The following is a 19,997-nucleotide window of genomic DNA, read 5'->3' as shown; positions in this document are numbered from 1 at the left end:
AATCAGCTATCTTTAAAATTAAGAATGACCGGCTTTTGTTTTAACCCGCGTGTTCTTATAACTAAGTAAATAAATCCCAGGAGGAACCATATCCCGCCTATTAATTTAGCGGCCGCCGGAAGACTTATCCAGATTAAAAAGCAAACAACAAACCCTGAAACCGGAAGAATGGCATCATAAAAAATGCGCCGTTTTTCACCTGCTTTCCGCAGGAAAAAGAATTGACGAAAAGTTGCAATATTTACAGCCATAAAAGCGATGAAGGCGCCAAAATTCAACAGTTCAGCAGATCCCTGGTAACTCAAAAGCAATGAGCCGATAATGGTCAGGGCGCCCATGATAATAAGGTTGTAGGTGGGCGTTCCTCTTTTTTTATCGAGGTGTGAGAATATTTTTCCGGGGATGACGCCGTCCCGTCCCATACCAAAAAGCAGGCGTGCCGCACCTACCTGTCCTGCCAGCCCGCTTCCCAAACAGGCTATAAACAAGATAACAGCAATAGCATTAAACAACAACCGGCCTCCGACCTTTTCCGCTACATCAAAAAAAGCAGTCTCCAGATTCGGAAATGAATTATAATCCGGCCAGATGCGCTGAGCCAGGTATATTTGAAGAATGCTGAAAAGTCCGGTAAATAAACAAACCAGTATGGGCGCTAACAGCATGTTTCTTTTCGGATTTTTAACATCCTCCGCCAGGGTGGTAACCCCGTCAAAACCGATATAGGTAAGCGCCGCAAACGAAGTAGCGGTCATGACGGCTCCCAGGTTAAATGTTTTGGGATCATAAAAGGGCTTATAAGAAAGCAGGCCGCTCCATCCACGATCATGAAAAACATAATGAATGCCCAATACGATAAAGGCCAGGATCACCAAACACATCACAAGCAGCATCAGTTCGTTTGACCGGGCCATAGTGCGGATGCCGCGCAGGTTTAAAAATGTAATAAAGAGCACGAACAGGATCACCCATATTACAAAGGGGATCGAAGGCACCAGCCGCTGCAGGGTGAGGCAGGCATAAATGGTATTGATAACCGGAACGATCAGATAATCGAGGAACATGGCCCACCCCGCCATAAAACCAAAATAAGGGTTCAGACCTTTGCCTACATAGGTATATGCCGAACCGGCAGAAGGGTATAAGGAAGCCATCCGACCATAACTTATTGCCGTCAGGATCATGCCCACCATTGCGATCAGCAAAGTGGTGCTCATATGGCCGCCGGATACTTTTGACGCAACGCCAAAAAGACCCACAGCCGCAATGGGCTGAATGAGCACAATACCATAAAAAATCAGATCCCACAGGCTCAGCACGCGCCGTAAATGCGGTTTTGCCGTTTGTGCTTCTATCTTATCATTCATACATTTCAAAATCTTTTATACAATAATGAATTTTAAGCCCCGGATGCCGGCATCAAAAAAACAGACTATCCGCTCATTTGGTCTTGCGGCTTTTATCGTACCATTTTTTTGCATCTCCCATCAATTCGATGGCTTTTAAAATACCTTTCCGGTTATCCTCGGTAGTGGGCGCCCAGTATGTTTGCAAAAAGCCAAGCAACTTTGCCTCTGAAATATTGGCTTTACAAAACTTTACTGTCTCCATAATATTCTTTTCTCCTTCTCCGTTCTTTTTATAAAATCCGCCGGTGGGGATCTGATCATAGCCATAGCCTTCCAGATCCTTGTAGGCTTTTACCGGCGTCAGTTGCGTATCAAAACTTTCCCCGTAATACCAGTTGCTCTGAACTACCGATTTAGGCATTTTTTTAAAGAAATCATCCGGATGATGCCACAGGTAGTCAGACCAGATCCATGAACGGCAGCCGTTCTTCTCCACCTCATGCACAAAAAAATTGAAATCATGCCACCACAGATCGTTTTGCCGGATGACAACCAGGTCCAGATATCGCTGGTCTTCTGCATTTTCCTCATCCATACCCAGGTGAAAAAATCGGGGCTTATCAAAAATGTGCGCCACTTCTTCAATCAGGTGGCCGCATACTTCATAGTATTTTTTTGTAGTCACCATCCGGGAATATTCTCCCAGCCATATATCATGGCCCGCCGCAAAATTTAGTTTGGGTACCGGTTCCAATCCCATTTTACGCAGCCGTTCCAGTTCCTTTTCAGCCGCGTTACCGACCAGGCATTATTTACAGCAATTTCCGGGTGGCTTTCATACCGGACGCCATCCCCCAGATCTATAACAACCAGATTCAATCCTTCCTGCACCATTTTTTGAGTGGCATCGTTCCATAAAGATTCACTCATCTGCAAATAGGGCCGGTATCCCCTGAAAGGACTCGGGGAACTGTATTCTACCCAGAAGTTATAGCTCAGATGCAGGAGGCAGCCCCATATTTTGTCATTCTTATCTTCCTTTTGCAACCGGAATGCATCCGCCTGGGATGGTAAAACACCAGATAGAGCGCCCAGCAGTCCGGCAGCTGATACGTTTTTGATAAAATTTCTTCTGCCTGTCATTTCAATTTTTTATTCGTTATTTTTTAAAAGGATCACCGTTTCATCTCCTGCAGCACTTCGGTTGCCGTATTAATGGCCACATCGATTTCTTTTTCCGTATGGGCCGCGCTGATGTACCATAACCCTCTGCCGATAACCCTCACACCCCTGTTATGCAAGCCGGCAATCAATTGTCCCAACTTTACTTTATCATAGGAAAAGGTATCACGGTAATCATTTACCTGGCTCAACTGTGTAAACCCGCTGTGAACGATCGGCCCAACTCCCTGCACCAATAAATTTTGTCCTGCTTCAACGGCTGCCTGCTGCAGTCCTTTCTTTAGTTTTTCCCCATAACAGAACATTCGCTCATAAGGGTCTTCTTTTTCCAGCACTTCTATCGTGGCCAACGAAGCGGCAACCGTGGCATTTCCGGAATTCATGGTGCCGGCATGAATAACCTTTGCCTTTTCTATTAGCTGCATCCATTCTTTTTTCCCAACAATGGCACTGATGGGATAACCGCTGCCCATGGCTTTTGCAAAAATGGCAAGATCGGGAATAATACCGAAATATTGCTGCGCCCCGCCCAGTCCCAGGCGAAACCCGGTTATCACTTCATCAAAAATCAAAGCAATCCCAAATTGGCTGCAAATTTCCCGGAGCCCCTGCAGAAACCCTTCTTTTGGGGGAATACAGCCATTGTTGCACATGACCGGTTCTGTAATAATCGCAGCTATATCATTAAAATGCTCTGTAACGACCTTTCTTAAAAGTTCCAGATCGTTCCAGGGCAAAAGAATAAATTCTTCTTTGGCATTTTCCGGTAATCCTTCACTCCAGGGGAACACAACGGGGTGTTCCCGGCTGCCCAATGCGTCAGCAGCCGGCGCCGCATATCCCCAGGCCACATTATCCAGCCACCCGTGATAATGGCCTTCGAACCGAAGAAATTTTTTTCTCTTTGTTTTGGCCCTTGCCACGCGAAGCGCCGTATGAACCGCTGTTGATCCGTCAAGGCAAAAACGCATCAGCTCAGCTGATGGAATAAGGCTATTCAATTTTTCAGCCAGCTCTACTTCCTTGATATGCTGCCCGGCAAATAACTGCCCCTGCTCTGAATATTCATTAATGGCCTGCAACACTTTCGGATGGGAATGTCCTAAGATCAATGGGCCCTGACTTAATGTAAAATCGAGATAATCGTTGCCGTCCACATCGTAAACATGACTCCCTTTGCCCTTTGTATAAAATATAGCATGCGGATGGTTATACTTCCGGAATTCGGAGGACACGCCTCCTGCAAGCACTTTCTCTGCCCTTTGCAGCCATGCAGACGATTTTTCGTAACTGTATTTATCCATCTTCCTGTTAATTTATTTGTGCCCGATCATGAATGCTCCTCAAACACCGGGCAACGGTATATTTTCTTTTACCAGCGGGTATTCAGCCGCCAACCGATATATTTCTTCATTAAATAGAATAAAAGCCTCTTCCCACTTTTTTGCTTCTTCCGCTGAATACTGGTAAAGTCCGGACAGGTTTTGAACACCCCGGGCGTTTATATCAACCATCCGCTGCATAAGCGCCGGCACGTGTTCATCATTACATAAAGCAGGAAAGATCGCTTTAAAAGTTTCAGCATAATCTTTTAAGCCCAGGTAATCCATTCTTCTGAACACCCCCATTAATGTCATCCAGGAACCGGCATCATACCGAAAGGCCTTATCAATATCTTCTAAAGTCGCCTGCCCACTTTGTACAATATTCAGCCCTTCTCTGTATACGGCATACATTAACCGGTTGGTGATAAATCCTCTTATATCTTTCCGGAGCAATGTAGGTTCCTTTCCCCAGTAATGAGCCAGTTCATATACCCATTGCGCATATTGCGGTGCCGTATTTTCACCAAGCGTTACTTCCATAAAGCGGGTAAAGTATGATGGCTCCGCCCAATGGATTCCCAGAAAGCGTTCAGGATGGATCAAGTCTTTTTGCAATTCGCTTATCGGTATTGCTGATGTATTGCTGGCAATGATAGTATGGTCCCACACAACGGATTCTACTTTTTTATATACCCCTTTTTTTATCTCCAGATGCTCTATCACGCATTCCACCACAAGATCGCATGAGCCAAGTAATTCATAATTTTCTGAAATGACCAGTTGCGACAAATATGCTTCAACGGGCCTCTTGAGCAGGCCTGTTTTTTCACAAAGCAACAGCTGGTTATTAATACGTTCCGGCGCCACCTCCATATCTTCTGTCAACGGAGCTATCGCTATCACTTTATGGCCGGTCATCAGCAACGTTGTTATAAAGCTGGTCCCCATCAAGCCAAGCCCTACCACTCCGATATTGGTGTCCTTTATTTTAATACTTCGCATCAAATTTCACAACAGGTTAAAAAATAAGTAATCAGCTTCTTGCCCAATTTATTCGCGACCGGGTCAAAATAATTTTGCGATGCAATCAATTTCAACCCTGATCCCCTCGGCCAATTTGGATTCAACAGTTGTTCGGGCGGGTTTTATACCGGGGAAATATTGAGAATAGACCTTGTTATACCGGTCAAACTCATTAATATCCTGCAGGTGCACGGTGCATTTTACTATTTGCTCCATTGTTCCTCCGGCGGCTTCAACAATGGCCTTTATATTTTGGAGCGTCCGGTGCGTTTCCTCTTCAACAGCGCCCAGGATGAACTTTGATGTTTTAAAATCAACAGACGCCTGTCCGCTAACGAAAAGAAATCCATCCACCATAACACCATCTGAATAAGCCCCCGTATCAAAAGATAAATCACGGTCCGGATGGTTCACTTTTGTTTTTTGCATAAAGAATATTTTTATCAGGATGAATGATCATTTATTGATTCCTGATCCTCCTGTTTTTATTTTATTTCCTTAAAATAAGATGTGTCGAAATTACTTTTGCCGTTCTTAAAACAATAGTACTTTTCATTGTATTTGTGATATTTTCATGCGAACGGATACATGACCAACTAGCGTTCTTTTATATCACTAATTCGCTACAGTACCGGGCTTACCCTGAGCAGCCTTGTTATTCCAATGGGAGCAAGGATGCTAAACGCAACCCTGCCATTATGGTTACTAAATGCTACCGGTTGACCGGTTCCGATATCGGTTATCTTTCCTATCCTGAACCCTGGGTTTTCCAGTTGCACCAATGTTCCCGGCTCACCGGATTCATGATTAATGATAAAAACATACGCTTCTTTTTTGCTAGCTCTTACTGAGGCTTCGATATCCGGATTAGAGGAATGAATGTGTGGGTAGACGGCTGCATCCCGGAATATATTAGCTACCAGTTCCCGCAGTTGCCGGCGGCCGGCGCTATCCTCATTTTTCCAGGTCTGGAAATAAGTATCCTGCAGGCAGAAACCCAACAGATAAGCTTTTCCTTTCCCTGCCTGGCTCCGCAGCAAGGCCGGCGCTCCCGAGTGCATGGTAAGCAGGGGGGTGGCCGTAGTAATATCCGCAATACGTGGACTGGTTACACGAAAATTACATGCAGCGCCAAATACCGTCCCTTTTATTTCGTCGCTCTTTATTTCTTCCGTTGTTGTTTCCTCCGGCGGAAATGATAATTTAGGCGGAAGCATGGTAAAAGGAACCCACTGTCCCTGCTGCACGATACGATCCGTTCCGGCACGACTCACTCCGAAGAGTTGCGGCATTACCTGCAATGGCTGCTTGTGAGCATCCATTTGGGGAACACAATCCGCAATCACTACACCACCCTTTTTTACAAAGGCTTCAATATGCCGGGCCACTTCCAACGGCAGCAATTTTACATCGGCCAGCACCAGCACCTTATACCCATTAAGCTTGTCATCGGTGATCTGTTCTTCATGAATGATGTCCAGTTCTCCAAAAGCACGTAAGAATAATTCAAAGCTCAGCCCTACATTAAAATACTCCTCCTGCAACTGTAAATATTGTGTTCTCGGAAAAAGAAAACATGCATTGGATTTGAGCTTCGGGGCTTTCAGCAAGCCAGCCCCTGCTTTTTGGATCAGCTTCATTCCGGCACTGTAATTTTCCCAGTGAAGTGTATCTATAGGCAGATTGGAGCCATTATAATTAGAGGTCGAAATGAGGTAATTGGCGCCCTGCGCAATGGCGGTATATGATACCTCCTGCTCAAACCAATACTGGCTTTTACGCTCCGGCCCTTTAAACCGGCTGAACCAGTTATCGCAATAAGTACCCACCCAGAAGCCCAATTCTTTTCCATAGGTGGTGGCCACATTGCGGAGTTGTGCGATGGTATAGTGCATCTGGCTGATACGGGGTTTGCGCAGTTTTCCCGGCGCTCCGTACCGGTAATCAAAAGTCATGTAGGGGTACATATCATAGGCCAAAACATCAGCAAAGTTTCCGCCCCAATGAAAAACATCATCCATAGCAATCCTGGAATTGGACTTGACCCCCCCGCCAAAGGTATTGTGACTGTCATGTGTCATCACAATTTTAGCTCCGGGAACAGCGTTTTTCATTGCATGGTAAACCTGCGTCCAGCCATCCCGGAACGTGTTCGACTGAAAATTCAGCAGATCGAGCCATTGCCTGGGGTCATTGCGGACCGAGTCCAGGGCTGCCGGCATTGGATAACCATAAATATCCCGGAACCTGGCTTTTGCATATACGCTCGTGTCGAAGGATTCGGGGCCGGCATGAAAGGGTTCGTCCACAAACGGGAACACTGAATAAATATGCTTTACATTTTTGATCGGTGCCAGGCCGGAGTCTATTCTTTTTTTTACTTCCGCAGCATATTGGGGTGCATAAACACTGGTGGATGGCGGGGCATAGCGGCCAAAGCCCTCGAAGCCCGAGGTCATATAGTCAATGAACATCCCTTTAGACACTGCGTACTCTAATAAGTTCCTGGTGCCGTCTCCGGAGAAATTATAGATCCAGAAATTACTGAATCCCCCGTTTATAATATCCTGAATGGATTGCTGCTGTCTGCCAACAACAGGGAGCTGTTCCTGCTGTTCCTTTGGCACGCCGGATGATGACGGTGCAAACTGAATGGTGCTTGGAAACGGATTTCTTTGAACAGGCACGCGGGAGTGTTGCCCCATAACAGGCCGGTTATACATTATCGCAAATAAAACGATACTGCTGCTATTTCGCAAAAACCGGTTGCCGGCGATCTTTCGCGCAAAGCATTCCCTTATTTTCATTGATCGTTCTTTGTTGAAGTTGTATCTCCTCTTTCCCGCATGAGGTAGGCAGGAAAGGAAGCGGCCGGAGAGCCATCCTCGCTCCTCAGGTTAGATTGTTTGCCCCTGTCGGGATTCAACGGAATATACATGCCCTGCGAACCTTTAAGCAAACCGAACAACTCCTCATTCATCTTCGTAACCACATCGCTGTAATCCTTATTCCGGACAAGGTTCCTGGTTTCTAATGGGTCACGCTGCAAATCATAAAGCTCGTCGGTATCCCAAACTCCGTAGTAGTGAATGTATTTGTAGCGGCTTCCGCGCAAGGCAAACATGGATGGCGTTTGCGGAAAATTACGCTCCCAGTAATATTCATACAGGAGCCCGTCACGCCAGGGTTGCTTCTTTCCTTCAAGAAAAGGCAGGAAGCTTTTTCCGTCCATATAATCCGGGGCTTTTAACCCTGCCACATTGAGAAGCGTAGGCGCTATATCAATATTCGCCACTACTTCCTTAACCACTGTTCCGGGCCTGATGATCCCTGGGCAATAAGCGACCATGGGCACCCGCATGGAAGCCTCATAAGCCGTTCGTTTGTCTATAAGGCCATGCTCTCCGAATTGAAAGCCATTATCGCCCATGTAAATGATCAGCGTTGATTCCAGCAGCCCTTTCTGTTTTAAATAATCAAGAATGCGCCCCAGCGATTCGTCCACCCCGTAAAGTGTTTCGGCATAACGTTTATAATAGGCTTCAATATCAAGATTACTGTGATAAGGGAAATCAACCCCATGCCAGGAATTACGCTGGTTTTGCAGCCACATTGGCGCCCCTTCGAGCTTGCCGGTTTGCATAGTAAGCGGCGGATTAAAGTGATCGTTTTTAAACATCCCCTTATCGCGCTCCGCGGGAACAAAATTGTCATGCACTGCTTTATGTGAGAGATAGAGCATAAAGGGCTTGTTCTTATCCCTGTGGTTCAAAAAATCCAGCGCATAATCGGTTAATTCATCAGTGATATAACCCTTCTGCGGTACGTGTTTTCCATTTACATTCAGTCCATTCTTCTCAGGAAGATAGGAGCCCTGGCCCTTAAATGAAACCCAATAATCAAAGCCTCTTTGAGGCTCATCGTGCGCGCCGCCCATGTGCCACTTACCAATTAATGCCGTTTGGTAGCCTGTTTTTTGCAAATACTGGGGAAAGAAGACCAGGTTCCCGGGAACAGGGTTCTGGTTGTCGATCACTTTGTGTTTATGTGCATACAGGCCGGTAAGGATGGAAGCCCGTGATGGCGAACACAGGGATGTGGTGACAAACGCATTGGGAAGATAAGCGCCTTCCTTTGCAAGCCGGTCCAGATTTGGCGTTTTAATAAACGATTGGGCTTTGAGAAAGCCTATGGCGTCAAAGCGATGGTCATCCGTTAAGATAAAAATGATGTTCCGGGCTTTGCTAACGGAAGTCCTGGAAAGCTCCAGGGAATGACCGGGCTGGCTTACTATGCCCTCCTGACCGAAAAGAACAGTACTAATGGTGACCGAGAAAAGTAAAGTCATCAGAAATGGTAATCCACGCAAGCTGATTGGTTGGTAGTGCGCCGATTTGATTTTTCTTTCCCGCAAAAACATGAAAGCGCGAAGTAATGCTTTAAAAATTCCTTTCCTGTTTTGAATAATAAAATCCGAAATTGGAGCGCCGCTGATCTGTTTCATATTTTGCCTGTTTTAGTAATAAACCGTTCAATTATTTTATCGTAATCAGGTAAGAGCCGGATCCCAAAACAAATTTGATTTCATTTGCTTTTTTGCGTATGTCTTTTACATTTCCGGAACCTGAGATAAGTTTATTATCGACAAATACTTTTTTATTTCCCGGGAGTGTTACCGCACCGGTAGTGTTTGCCGGGATAGTTAGCCTGTAATAAATAATCCTGCCTTTTTTTTCCCAGACAGCTTTTATCTCCCCGTGCATGCTTTGATGATTGGCTCTTACCCATTGCAGATCCGGCGAAAAATAGGGCTTGAATACAATCCTTTTAAACCCGGGCAAATTATCATCCGGAGCTATACCGGCAAGGGTCTTATAAAACCAGGCGCTTACATCGCCATACATGATGTGATTCAGCGATTCCGTTCCGTTCCATTGTTCCCAAAGCGTGGTAGCGCCCTGGTCGATCCAGTACCCCCAGCCGGGAAAGCTATGCTGGTTCACTATTTTATAGGCAACGTCCGGATGCCCGTTGTCAGACAAAGCATGCAACAGGTATTTGGTGCCCAGGATGCCGCAATCCAGGTGGTCATCGCTTTGCTTTACCGCCGAAACCAGTGCATCAATTGTCTCTTCAGCGTTATTAGTCAGGCCCTGGTAAAGGGCGCAGGCAAGAGCCGTCTGGCTGCCGGGATCGTAAACGCCTTTTCCTTTATAATACTTTTTATTGAACGCCTCTCTGATTTTGACTGCTAAATCAGCATACTTTTTTTGATCGTCCTTATGACCGAAAAGTTCGGCCATTTTTGAAAGTATGACTGCATCAATATAATAATAAGCTGTTGAGGTAACTTCCGGTGGTGTTTTTGTTTTTGCGGGAGCCCAGTCACCCAGCCCGATCTTAACGATGTGGTTTTCTGCCCGTGTACCCAGGTAATCCACATAACGCTTAACGTTCGGATACATTCTTTCCAGGATCCTCTGATCGCCATTGTACCGGTAGAGATACCATGGAATCAGTATCATGGCATTATCCCATGCCGGGCCATTGCCCCAAAAATAGCCCCAACCGGCCGTTGGCACAATGGCAGCCAGTTCCCCGGTCGGCTGCTGTTCATCGGCAATATCGCCCAACCACTTTGTATAGCCGTTCTCCGCTTTAAAATTATAAAGTCCCATTTCCGCAGCCAGGTGTGCATCACCGGTCCATCCATTTTTTTCCCGTTGCGGACAATCTGTGGGGTATCCCATAAAATTGCTCAGGTAAGAAGATAAAGCATTCCGCTGAATTTTATTAAAAAGTTCATTGGAGCACTGGAAACTCCCTGCCGGCTCAAATGCAGTATTGATCTTCATTCCGGTGATCGTTTCCTTTCCCGGTTTTGCCGGCAACCCGCTTACTTCAACGTATTGAAATCCATAATAAGAAAAGGAGGGGTGCCAGGTTTCAACGCCGTCACCTTTACAAATGTATTTGTCCGTTTGCACCATTCCCCCCACTACATGCTGCGCCACATCCCGTTGGCCTGCCGTACCGTCTTGCTGAAGCCGCTCACTGTATCTTAACTTAATTTCCGTTCCAGCCGGCGCCGTTATTCTTAGCCCGCAGAAGCCGGCAATGTTTTGTCCCAAATCAAATACGTATATTCCCGGCTTCGGCTCTGTGATTTTCCGGGGAACAATGGTACCGGTAATTTTTACCGGTTGTATCAGCTGCGCCTTCAGCTTACCGGAAGGACCGCTTACAATTGCAGGGTGGTACCAATGCTGGTCATTAAACGATTCTCCGTTCCAGCCAGGAAGCTCCCGTCTTGCATCGTAATATTCCCCCTGACGTATGCTGTTGAAAAAAATGGGCCCTGGTGCTACTTTCCAGCTCTCATCACTGGCAATGGTTTGGCGTGAGCCATCTTCAAAAACAATTTCCAGTTGTGCTACCAGAGAGGGGTCGCTTCTCCAGGACGCCTGGTCAAAACCCCATACATCTTTAGAAATCATATTATACCACCCATTACCCAGGGTTATACCCAGGGCGTTTTTCCCGGAATGAACGGCCGCAGTCACATCAAAAGTTGAATACAGAACGGTCTTATCATACCGGGTAAACGCCTGGTCCAATATATGATCGCCGATCTTCTTACCGTTTATATAAACCAGGTTAAATCCAAGACCAGAGAGATAGAGCCTGGCCCTTGCGATCTTCTTTCCCAGGTAGAATGATTTCCGGAACAGCGGGGCACGAGTGGTGTCTTCTATACTTGCATCCCCGATCAGTGCCCTGCGGTGGAATTTGAAATCCTGCCATTCATACACTTTCGGAGCACTGATCCATTTGCCTTTCCAGTCACCCCTGTTCAGCAGACCCATTTCCCAAAACGCAGTTTCTGTTGAAACGGACTGGTGCTCTTTTTGATCCCAGACCCTGACCTTCCAATAATACCGTTTTCCCGACAACAACTGGCTCCCGTTATAGGGTACCAGCACCGAACCGGATGAAACCACTTTCCCTGAATTCCATATATCTGCACTTGCCTCATTCAACCTTTCAGGAGAAGAACCCACCAGGATCTGATATGCCGTCTGCTGAACATCCTGCTCTTTACTCTCTATAACCCATGAAAGCCGGGGTTTTCCAATATCAATACCAATGGGATTTGTAAGGTATTCTACAGATAGCTTTTCAATATTGATTTGCGCGGCCGCCGTAAGGCAGGTCAGTTGAATAAAAAATAAGAAAGATGTTGTTTTCATTGTAAAACGCTATTATAACTGTTCGGGTCTTGCTAACGGCATTAGTACCCTCGGTCTATTTGCTAACGGAAACGATCTTTCCGTTATCTAGTTTTTACGGGCGTAATTTTCAAAAGCCTCGTTACGCCGGTCGGGGTTCCTTCTACGGCCATAACCGTGAACTTTATCTGATTGTCTTTTTTGGTAAAAGCCACGGGCCGGCCCCACTCTACATCCATGATCTCACCTACGTCAAAACCCAGATCGGAAAGCGTTACATCGGTGATTGCGTTGGGCGCTTCGTGATTGATCACAAATGCAAACGCTTCCTTTTCATTAGCACGTAAGGCAACTTCCATATCAGGATTGGAGGAGTAGGCCCGTGCATTCACTTTAGTGTTGCCAAATATGTTATGCATCAAACTATAGAGCTGCGCCCTGGATTTGAGGTCTCCTTTCATCCATGTTTGAAAATAGCTGTCCTGAAGACAGAATCCCAGGAGATAGGTGCTGCCTTTGCCATTTTGCTTTTGAATGAGCAGTGGCTGTCCGGTGCTCGATTTCAATACAATTTTTCCGTCTGACACCTTACAGTTACGTGGTGAAACCAACGTAAAATCATACTGCTGTCCAAACGCATTACCGGAGGCTTTTGCAAAGGTCTTTACAGCGGGTGGTGGTGGTTTCCTGCCATGTGCCCATATCGCTGGAAGCATTGAGAAAGGGTTCCACTGTCCTTGCTGCAAAACACGATCGGTTGAAGCGCTGCTTACACCAAAAAGTTTACGCATTACCGGCAAGGGTTGCATATAGGCATCCATCTGCGGAACACAATCCGCAATAACGATCCCGCCCTTCTGTACAAACTTTTCAATATTTTTAGCTACAGCAGCCGGCAGCATTTTTACATCGCCCAATACCAGAATATCATAGCCATTCATATTTTCATCAACGATCTGCTCTTCATGAATGATGTCCATTTCCCCAAAAGCCCTGAGACAAAGCTCATAAGTAAGGCCCACATTGAAGTACTCTTCATTCAACTGTACGTATTGGCTTCTTGGAAATAAAAAACAAGCCCGCGATTTTGGCTTGGAAGCGGCCAGTATTCCGGCCCCCACTTTCTGAATGGCCCGCATTCCTTTCCCAAAGTCATCCCAATGGCGGGCGTCCTGCGGAATGTTGATCCCGGTGATGATAAAATCCGCACCATTGGCAATAGCTGTATAGGCCAGTTCACGTTCGCCCCAGTATTGTTTCTCCATTTCAGCGTTCATGTAACGGCGAAACCATCCTTCGTTGTAGGTGCCCAACCAAAAACCCAACGATTTATGATAGGTTGTTGTAAGGTTACGCATCTGGGCCATGGTATAATGCATCTGGCTGATGCGCGGCTTTGGAAATTTCCCGTATTCACCATACCGGTAATCAAACATGGTGTAGGGATAAATATCATACAGGAACATATCTGCAAACGCACCACCCCAATGAAAAATATCGTCAATAGCATATTTGGAGTCTGATTCCACGCCGCCGCCCATGGTATTATGACTATCATGCGTCATTACAACCTTAGGCCGGGGATCGAAAGCCTTCACTTCCCGGTAGATCTTCTTCCAGGCTGCTACAAATGTTCCCGACTGAAAATTGATAAAATCAAGGTGTTTCTTCGGGTCCTTTTTTGCCGCAGCATAGCTTAGCGGCATAGGATAACCGAATTCCTTTTGAAATTCATTTGCCGTAATGGGGCGATAATCAAAGGCGGTAGTATCTGCATGAAAGGGCTCATCCATAAAAGGGAAAATCGTATTAGGATGCGCCAGCTTTTTGACATTACCCAGCACCGGCTCGATCTGCTTTTTAACAGCAGCCAGATATTCCGGTGAATAAACGCTGTATTGCGGCGGGTCATTCCTTTTGAAGAGCTGCACACCGTTCGAGGTCCAGTCTATTTTCATGCCCAGCTTCTGTGCATATTGAAGCACTTTTTCATTAGCTCCACCCCGGGAAAAATCACCGGCGGCAATATGCGTACATCCATGTAAAATAATATTGTGAATGGTCTCCTGCATCACCTGATCGGTCAGCGGCAATTCTTCATCCCGCCAGCCCTTCCCTGAAGGCACCCGGGTAAATTGTACGGATACCGGAAATGAGCCCGGCTTAACGCCAGGCGTGCCCGGGGGCAGCGCGTCCTGTGCCTGCACAGAAAAACAACTACCGGCCAAACAGTATCCTATAGAAACTAATTTGAAAAACCTATTCACCATCGCAATCTTTTTTTATTTTAAAAATCATTTTACCCACCTGGCGTACAGGATCGCATCCAGGTAAATCGGCTTGGTTGCAATATCGTACTCCGGAAACTTTGGCGCAGCCGTATTCTTCGCAGGATCGGGGTTGGCATCGGCGGCATTGGTATACCAGCCTTTGAAGGTAAAGCCGGCCCTTACCGGAACCGGGGGATCTTTAACAAGCGCTCCGGCTGTCGCTTCTACAATAACGGTGTCACCGGCTGCATTGGTTTGGTTGAGAATGAAAGTAACCGTGCAGGTACGGTCAACCGCAGTATCGCTTTTACTGCAGGAAGAGAAAATACCGATACAGGAGAGGATAATGATCCCCGACAGCACTACTCCGACTACAGGTCTTCTTATTGCCTGCTTCCTTTGATGATCAAAAAACTGTTTCATAATTATTTTTTTTAGAATTACCAACCCGGGTTCTGCGTTAATGTAGAACCATTTCTGCCATAAAAATCAATTTGATAAGTAGGCACGCACAATAGGTAGTTCCGGTCAACAACAAACCCGCTGGTTGCATTGCGGAATGTTTGCGATACTTTCAAATATCCGCTTCCGGTTGCCGTGTTGCTTGGGGATGTGACGTTGCCGTTGATATCCGCAAGAATTAATGCCTTGGTTACAGACGACTTTGTTATCCAGGCCCCCAGGTTCTTTTTGGGATACAGTTGCGTATTGTAATAATTAATCTTCCGCCAGCGCTTAAGATCATTCTCGCGAAAACCTTCATATACTAGTTCCAGCCTTCGTTCCCGACGAATTTCCCAGATCAGCGAAGGCACAGAGGGGTCTCTGTCTGCATCGTCATAAACGGTTGCCCCTACCGCCGGTAAGTTTCCTATGATCTTCATATCCGGAAGTCTGGATGCAGCAGTATAGCCTGCTCTTTTCCTCAATACGTTTATTGTTTTGTCCAAATCGCTTTGCACAACTGTATAGGTTCCCATATCAGCAAGTTCAGCGGCGGCCTCAATATAGTTCAGCAAAACTTCTCCAAACCTGATAATGGGCGCATCTGTAATATTGAAACTTTGCACGGCATACGCCTCGTTCTGCGTTGGCTCATCCAGGAATTTATAACATTTATACCCGGTAACGGAATAACCGGTTTCGATGTACTGAAGATAAAACCGGTCTGTGCGGAAGGTATTTGTAAGCCGTGGGTCGCGGTTTGCCAGTTGGTTGGCTGCTGTTTGGTCGCCCAGGTAAGCCGGATTTACGCCAGCAGTTGTTTTTATAGGCATACCATTCGTGCACAGGTAAGCGTCCACCAGGTCTTTGGGCGCTCCATTGCCCTGAATAGTATTGACATTATTGCCTGAAGCAATAGCATGGGTTACTTCTCCTGTATTATACCGGCGGTACAGGATCATCTCCTTATTAACCGCGGGTGTGGCACCAATATCAATAGTGCTGCATAATTTCTGATAGTTGTCGGCAACAGCATAGCGGCCCGAGCTGATCAGTCTTGCTGCTGCATCCTTGGCTGCTTGCAAATATACGCCCGCTTTAACCCTGTCAGCAGCAGAGGTAGCAGGGTCATATTTTAATTTGGTTCCGGCATAGAGGAGTTGCCTCGACATAAAGGCATCCACTACATCCCTTGTGATCACCAGCCCCCTGGGGCCCGTCCCCGGGTCATCCAGCTTTACATTCTGAGCGGCATAGGTATAATCCTCCAAAACTTTATCCAGTACAAATGTAGCAGGATCACGGGGTCTGAAGAGGGCCGTATCATAGTCGGTTAACGGCCTGTTGTAATAAGGTACATCACCATAATCAAATACAAAGTCACAATAGTCCATAGCCCTGAAAAAGCGGGCAATACCCACCCAGTGCTTATAAGTGGCGCTATCACCCAGCTTCATTCCCATTCCCGAAACACGATCTACAAAAATGTTGTCTTTGCGTATATCGGAAAAATAAGTGGCCCATCCACCACCACTAACAGTTGGCTGGCTTGGAAAGCCCGGCAGGCTCACACTTGCATAGTCATCATTCAATGTTTCACGAATTGAAAAAACGCCCCCCACATCATTTACGCCGAACCCCGGAAAACGTTCCTTATAATAGCCCATTGCAAAGGCCCTTACACTTGCTTCGGAAGTCCAGAAATCCTGGTCGCTGAAAGACGCCAGCGGCTCCTGAACAAGGAAATCTTTTTTACACCCGGTAGTAAAAACCAGGATACACATCAGCAGCAATAACTTATTTTTCATAAAAATCTGAATTAAAGGTTTAAAGATCTACTTGTACTCCAAAAGACCAGGTTTTGAAATAAGGGTAGGTTCTTCCAAAACTCTTGGCATCGTTAAATCCTTCGACGGAGTTTTGCTGAATTTCAGGATCGATCGGCATCGTCACGTGATCGATCGTAAAAAGGTTTTCGCCACTGGCGAATATCCTCGCCCTGTTCAGTCCTACTTTATGCAGCAGCTTTACAGGAATGGTGTAGCCCAGCGATAGATTCTTTACCCTTATATAGGCCATGTTCAACAGATAACGCGTCTGGGACTGCCAGTTGGCATTGTGATTATTTGCGCTGGGATTAGAGGGAGCCGGGTAGAACGCATCGGGGTGCTCCGGTGTCCAATAGTTCATCTGGTTCTGGTAAACGGCTTCGCCCTGCGTAAAGCCCGGAATAAACAACGAGCCTGTAGCCCAATAATCTCTCTTGCCTACGCCTTGCAAAAAGCCGCTGAAATCAAACCCTTTATAGTTCAATCCCACTCTAAAGCCAAACAAGTAACGAGGCGTGGTATTTCCAATGATGTGCATATCCCCATGATCCAGATTTGTTCCACCGCCATAATCAACCACGCCATCGCCATTAAGATCTTTATACTTCACATCACCCGGTCCAAAATGGAACGCCGAACTAGAATTAAGCGCATCCTGGTTGGGTGTTTTTGGATCGTAATACCAAATAGGGTTTCCGGCTCCGTTATTCCCGGTGAAGTCAGCATTCGTAAATAGCCTGTCCGAAGTATAGCCCCAAATCTCCCCCATTTCCTTACCCTGGTAATTGGGCACATCATTGCCTCCCGGTAATATACTTACTTCGGTATTGGCAAATTTGGTAATGCGGCCTGTTGCATCGGAAAGCGAGCCCATTACATTAAAACCAATACCATTTGAAAATTGTTTGTTGTAGGTTATTGCCAGTTCCCAGCCTTTGGTTACCAGTTCTCCGAAATTACGTTTCGAAGGGGCTGAACCAAGTGAGGAGGGCGCTTCCACACCCGTTGTAACCATTCCTTTTGTAGCACGGTTGAACACGTCAAAATCAATCGAAAGAGCATCCTTAAAAAAACGTGCGTTCAATCCGAGATCCGTCGTCTGAATCGTTTCCCAGGTTAAAGCATCTGAGACGTTTGCAAATTCGCCTACCATCGTAGGATTAAGACCGTTGATCCACCAGTTGGAAGAACCTGCTGTCATGGTGCGGATATAGGAGTTGTTTCCTATATCATTATTGCCAATGGAACCCCAGGACCCACGGATCTTCAAAAAGCTTAATGCTAATTTATCCTTTACCCCATCCATAAATTTCTCATTGGAAAGGATATATCCCGCAGAGAAAGACGGGAAGGTTGCCCACTTCTTATTCACAGGAAAATTGGAGGCGCCGTCTCTTCTGAGATTTGCTTCCAGCAGGTATTTGTTTTTGTACGCATAATTCAGACGTCCAAAATAGCCCAACGTTGACCAGTGAGTGGGATAGCCATTGGCAAATTCTGCTCCGGATGTGAGATTCAGGGTCGGCTTGGAAGGCAGCATTAAACCATCAGCTTCCGAGGTTTGAAAATCGGAAATGTAATACTCGATATCACTGCCTGCCATTAACTTGAAACTATGACCCCCGATCGTTTTATTATAAGTAGTATAGGCTTTGCCCACATTCCTCCTGATCCACCTGGAGGTTTCGATCACATAATCCTCTGCGGGAAAGTAATTGTCGAGCACACTGGTTAAAGTAGGGTCAACCCAGCTATTAATTCCTGAAATGGGAGCCGTGGCAACATTATCATGAGAATTATTGACAGAATAGGTATAGTCCACATCGGCAGTCCAGCCTTTAAGGAAGGTCAGCGTAGCCCCGGCCTGCAACCGGCTCTGATCTCCTTTTACGGTATTTATATGCGCCTGCTGAAGTTCGTTGAGAATATTCTTTAATGGCAGGCCGTTGAACGTTCCGTAAGGATAGGTTTCCGGATAACGGTAAATATTAAACCAGTATTCATTGCCTCCGCCTCCGGCTTTGGCCAGCCTGAATTGAGGGTACTGCTTGTTCGACGCATAACTCATCAGGGAGGTACGGGCTGTAAACCACTTATTGATCTTTGTTTCCACCCGCACCGTTCCGTTAAAGCGGGTAAACCGGTCCGGCTTAGGAGCCACTTTCACCAACCCTCTCTGATCCATTGCTCCAAAACTTGCATAATAGGTTGTTTTACTATCGCCCCCGGAAATGGAGAGGTTGTGTTTCATTTGAGGTGAAGCGTCATTAAGAAACAAATTATCAATATCCCATGCCCTGTAATAATAGGTTTGTCCATTCCGGCGTTCAAAATCGCGGCCTTCCACCATTTCTGGTCCCAGGTCCATGCCGCCGTAAAGCGCCTTCCATTGCCGCATCCGTTCTATACTCAGGTCATCATAATAAGCGCCGAGTATATTGAAGCTTGCTGTATTGGGAGCCGTTCTTCTGTACTGACGCAACATATATTCTGCACCTGCTGCCCCATCCGCTATTTGGGGAGTATTCATTGGAGAAGACCAGGCAAAATTGTTATCGTATGATATACGCACCTGACCTTTCCTGCCTTTTTTAGAAGTTAAAAGAATAACACCCCAGGAACCTCTCGCCCCATAAATAGAAGCGGATGCCGCATCCTTGAGAACAGAGATGGATTCAATGTCCTCAGGATTTACCATCATCATGTCGGGAATAGGAACGTTATCCAGCAGTATCAGGGGTTTGGCATCGGCGTTCACCGATCCGTCCACTCCCCGCAAATGTATCTCGGGAGACTGCCCGATATTACCGCTGGAGGTTGTGATCAAAAGCCCTGGAGAAACGCCCTGTAAAGCACGCGCCAGATCCGGAACAGGCCGGGAATCCAGCGCCTTCTTCACATCAATGGTGGCAACAGCCCCTGTTACTTCAGCTTTCTTTTGCACCCCATATCCTACCACCACCTCCTGAAGTAAACTGGATGTATTTTTTAAGGAAACACTGATTGTTGATTGGCTGCCAACAACACGCTCTTCCGTGGAATTTCCAACAAAACTGAATACCAATGTTTGGCCCTTATGGACCGGTATGGAATATTTCCCTACAGTGTCGGTAACAGTGCCCGTATTGGTCCCCTTTACCAGCACTGATACCCCGGAAATTGGCTGGGAATTTTCATCTGTTACTATACCCGTTATCCTCTTTTGTCCGATCGCATTTACGGCCAGAATGGAAACAAGCAAAAACAGCATGATCGCTTTTTTCATATTGCAAACGCATTTAAGTGATGAACTAATTAAAATTATCCGGCGTGAATCTGGCAGGAAGATAAAACAGCATACAGCAGC

13 protein-coding genes are annotated in these 19,997 nt (G+C 46.3%); all 13 read right to left on the bottom strand.

Annotated elements, in window-relative coordinates:
* Positions 1-2: 2 nt before the first annotated feature.
* The gene (locus NIASO_RS14495) at positions 3-1,367 is read right to left on the bottom strand and encodes an APC family permease (protein WP_008587003.1); all 1,365 of its coding nucleotides are present in this window, start codon (positions 1,365-1,367) and stop codon (positions 3-5) included.
* Positions 1,368-1,440: 73 nt separating this feature from the next.
* Positions 1,441-2,103 carry a hypothetical protein gene (locus tag NIASO_RS14490; protein ID WP_211139859.1) on the bottom strand — a complete coding sequence of 221 codons (663 nt, stop codon included), beginning with the start codon at positions 2,101-2,103 and terminating at the stop codon, positions 1,441-1,443.
* The gene (locus NIASO_RS20445) at positions 2,082-2,492 is read right to left on the bottom strand and encodes a twin-arginine translocation signal domain-containing protein (protein WP_008586999.1); all 411 of its coding nucleotides are present in this window, start codon (positions 2,490-2,492) and stop codon (positions 2,082-2,084) included. Before NIASO_RS20445 ends, NIASO_RS14490 begins: the two co-directional genes overlap by 22 nt.
* A gap of 32 nt (positions 2,493-2,524) precedes the next feature.
* Positions 2,525-3,835: an aspartate aminotransferase family protein gene (locus NIASO_RS14485; RefSeq protein WP_008586997.1), complete on the bottom strand. Its 1,311-nt coding sequence runs from the start codon at positions 3,833-3,835 to the stop codon at positions 2,525-2,527.
* A 39-nt stretch (positions 3,836-3,874) separates the two neighbouring features.
* Positions 3,875-4,858, bottom strand: coding sequence for a 3-hydroxyacyl-CoA dehydrogenase family protein (locus NIASO_RS14480; RefSeq protein ID WP_008586995.1), 984 nt, complete (start codon positions 4,856-4,858; stop codon positions 3,875-3,877).
* A 63-nt stretch (positions 4,859-4,921) separates the two neighbouring features.
* Positions 4,922-5,308, bottom strand: a complete 387-nt coding sequence (locus NIASO_RS14475) for a RidA family protein (RefSeq protein ID WP_008586993.1) — start codon at positions 5,306-5,308, stop codon at positions 4,922-4,924.
* A gap of 194 nt (positions 5,309-5,502) precedes the next feature.
* A complete protein-coding gene (locus NIASO_RS14470; RefSeq protein ID WP_008586992.1) occupies positions 5,503-7,686 on the bottom strand; it encodes a type 1 glutamine amidotransferase family protein in 2,184 nt (727 codons plus the stop codon).
* A complete protein-coding gene (locus NIASO_RS14465; protein WP_044046712.1) occupies positions 7,683-9,227 on the bottom strand; it encodes a sulfatase family protein in 1,545 nt (514 codons plus the stop codon). The genes NIASO_RS14470 and NIASO_RS14465 overlap by 4 nt, the downstream gene beginning before the upstream one ends.
* A 187-nt stretch (positions 9,228-9,414) precedes the next feature.
* Positions 9,415-12,129, bottom strand: a complete 2,715-nt coding sequence (locus tag NIASO_RS14460; protein WP_008586988.1) for an alpha-L-rhamnosidase — start codon at positions 12,127-12,129, stop codon at positions 9,415-9,417.
* 83 nt (positions 12,130-12,212) lie between these two features.
* Positions 12,213-14,378 carry a type 1 glutamine amidotransferase family protein gene (locus NIASO_RS14455; protein ID WP_008586986.1) on the bottom strand — a complete coding sequence of 722 codons (2,166 nt, stop codon included), beginning with the start codon at positions 14,376-14,378 and terminating at the stop codon, positions 12,213-12,215.
* A 24-nt stretch (positions 14,379-14,402) separates the two neighbouring features.
* On the bottom strand, positions 14,403-14,801 hold the full coding sequence (locus NIASO_RS14450; RefSeq protein ID WP_008586985.1) for an InlB B-repeat-containing protein: 399 nt from the start codon (positions 14,799-14,801) through the stop codon (positions 14,403-14,405).
* A gap of 17 nt (positions 14,802-14,818) precedes the next feature.
* A complete protein-coding gene (locus tag NIASO_RS14445) occupies positions 14,819-16,630 on the bottom strand; it encodes a RagB/SusD family nutrient uptake outer membrane protein (RefSeq protein WP_008586983.1) in 1,812 nt (603 codons plus the stop codon).
* 19 nt (positions 16,631-16,649) lie between these two features.
* Complete coding sequence (locus tag NIASO_RS14440; RefSeq protein WP_008586981.1) at positions 16,650-19,916, bottom strand: SusC/RagA family TonB-linked outer membrane protein; 3,267 nt, start codon at positions 19,914-19,916, stop codon at positions 16,650-16,652.
* Positions 19,917-19,997: the final 81 nt, after the last annotated feature.

The organism is Niabella soli DSM 19437 (assembly GCF_000243115.2).
Classification (GTDB): domain Bacteria; phylum Bacteroidota; class Bacteroidia; order Chitinophagales; family Chitinophagaceae; genus Niabella; species Niabella soli.
This window is presented reverse-complemented; position numbering and strand designations above follow the sequence as displayed.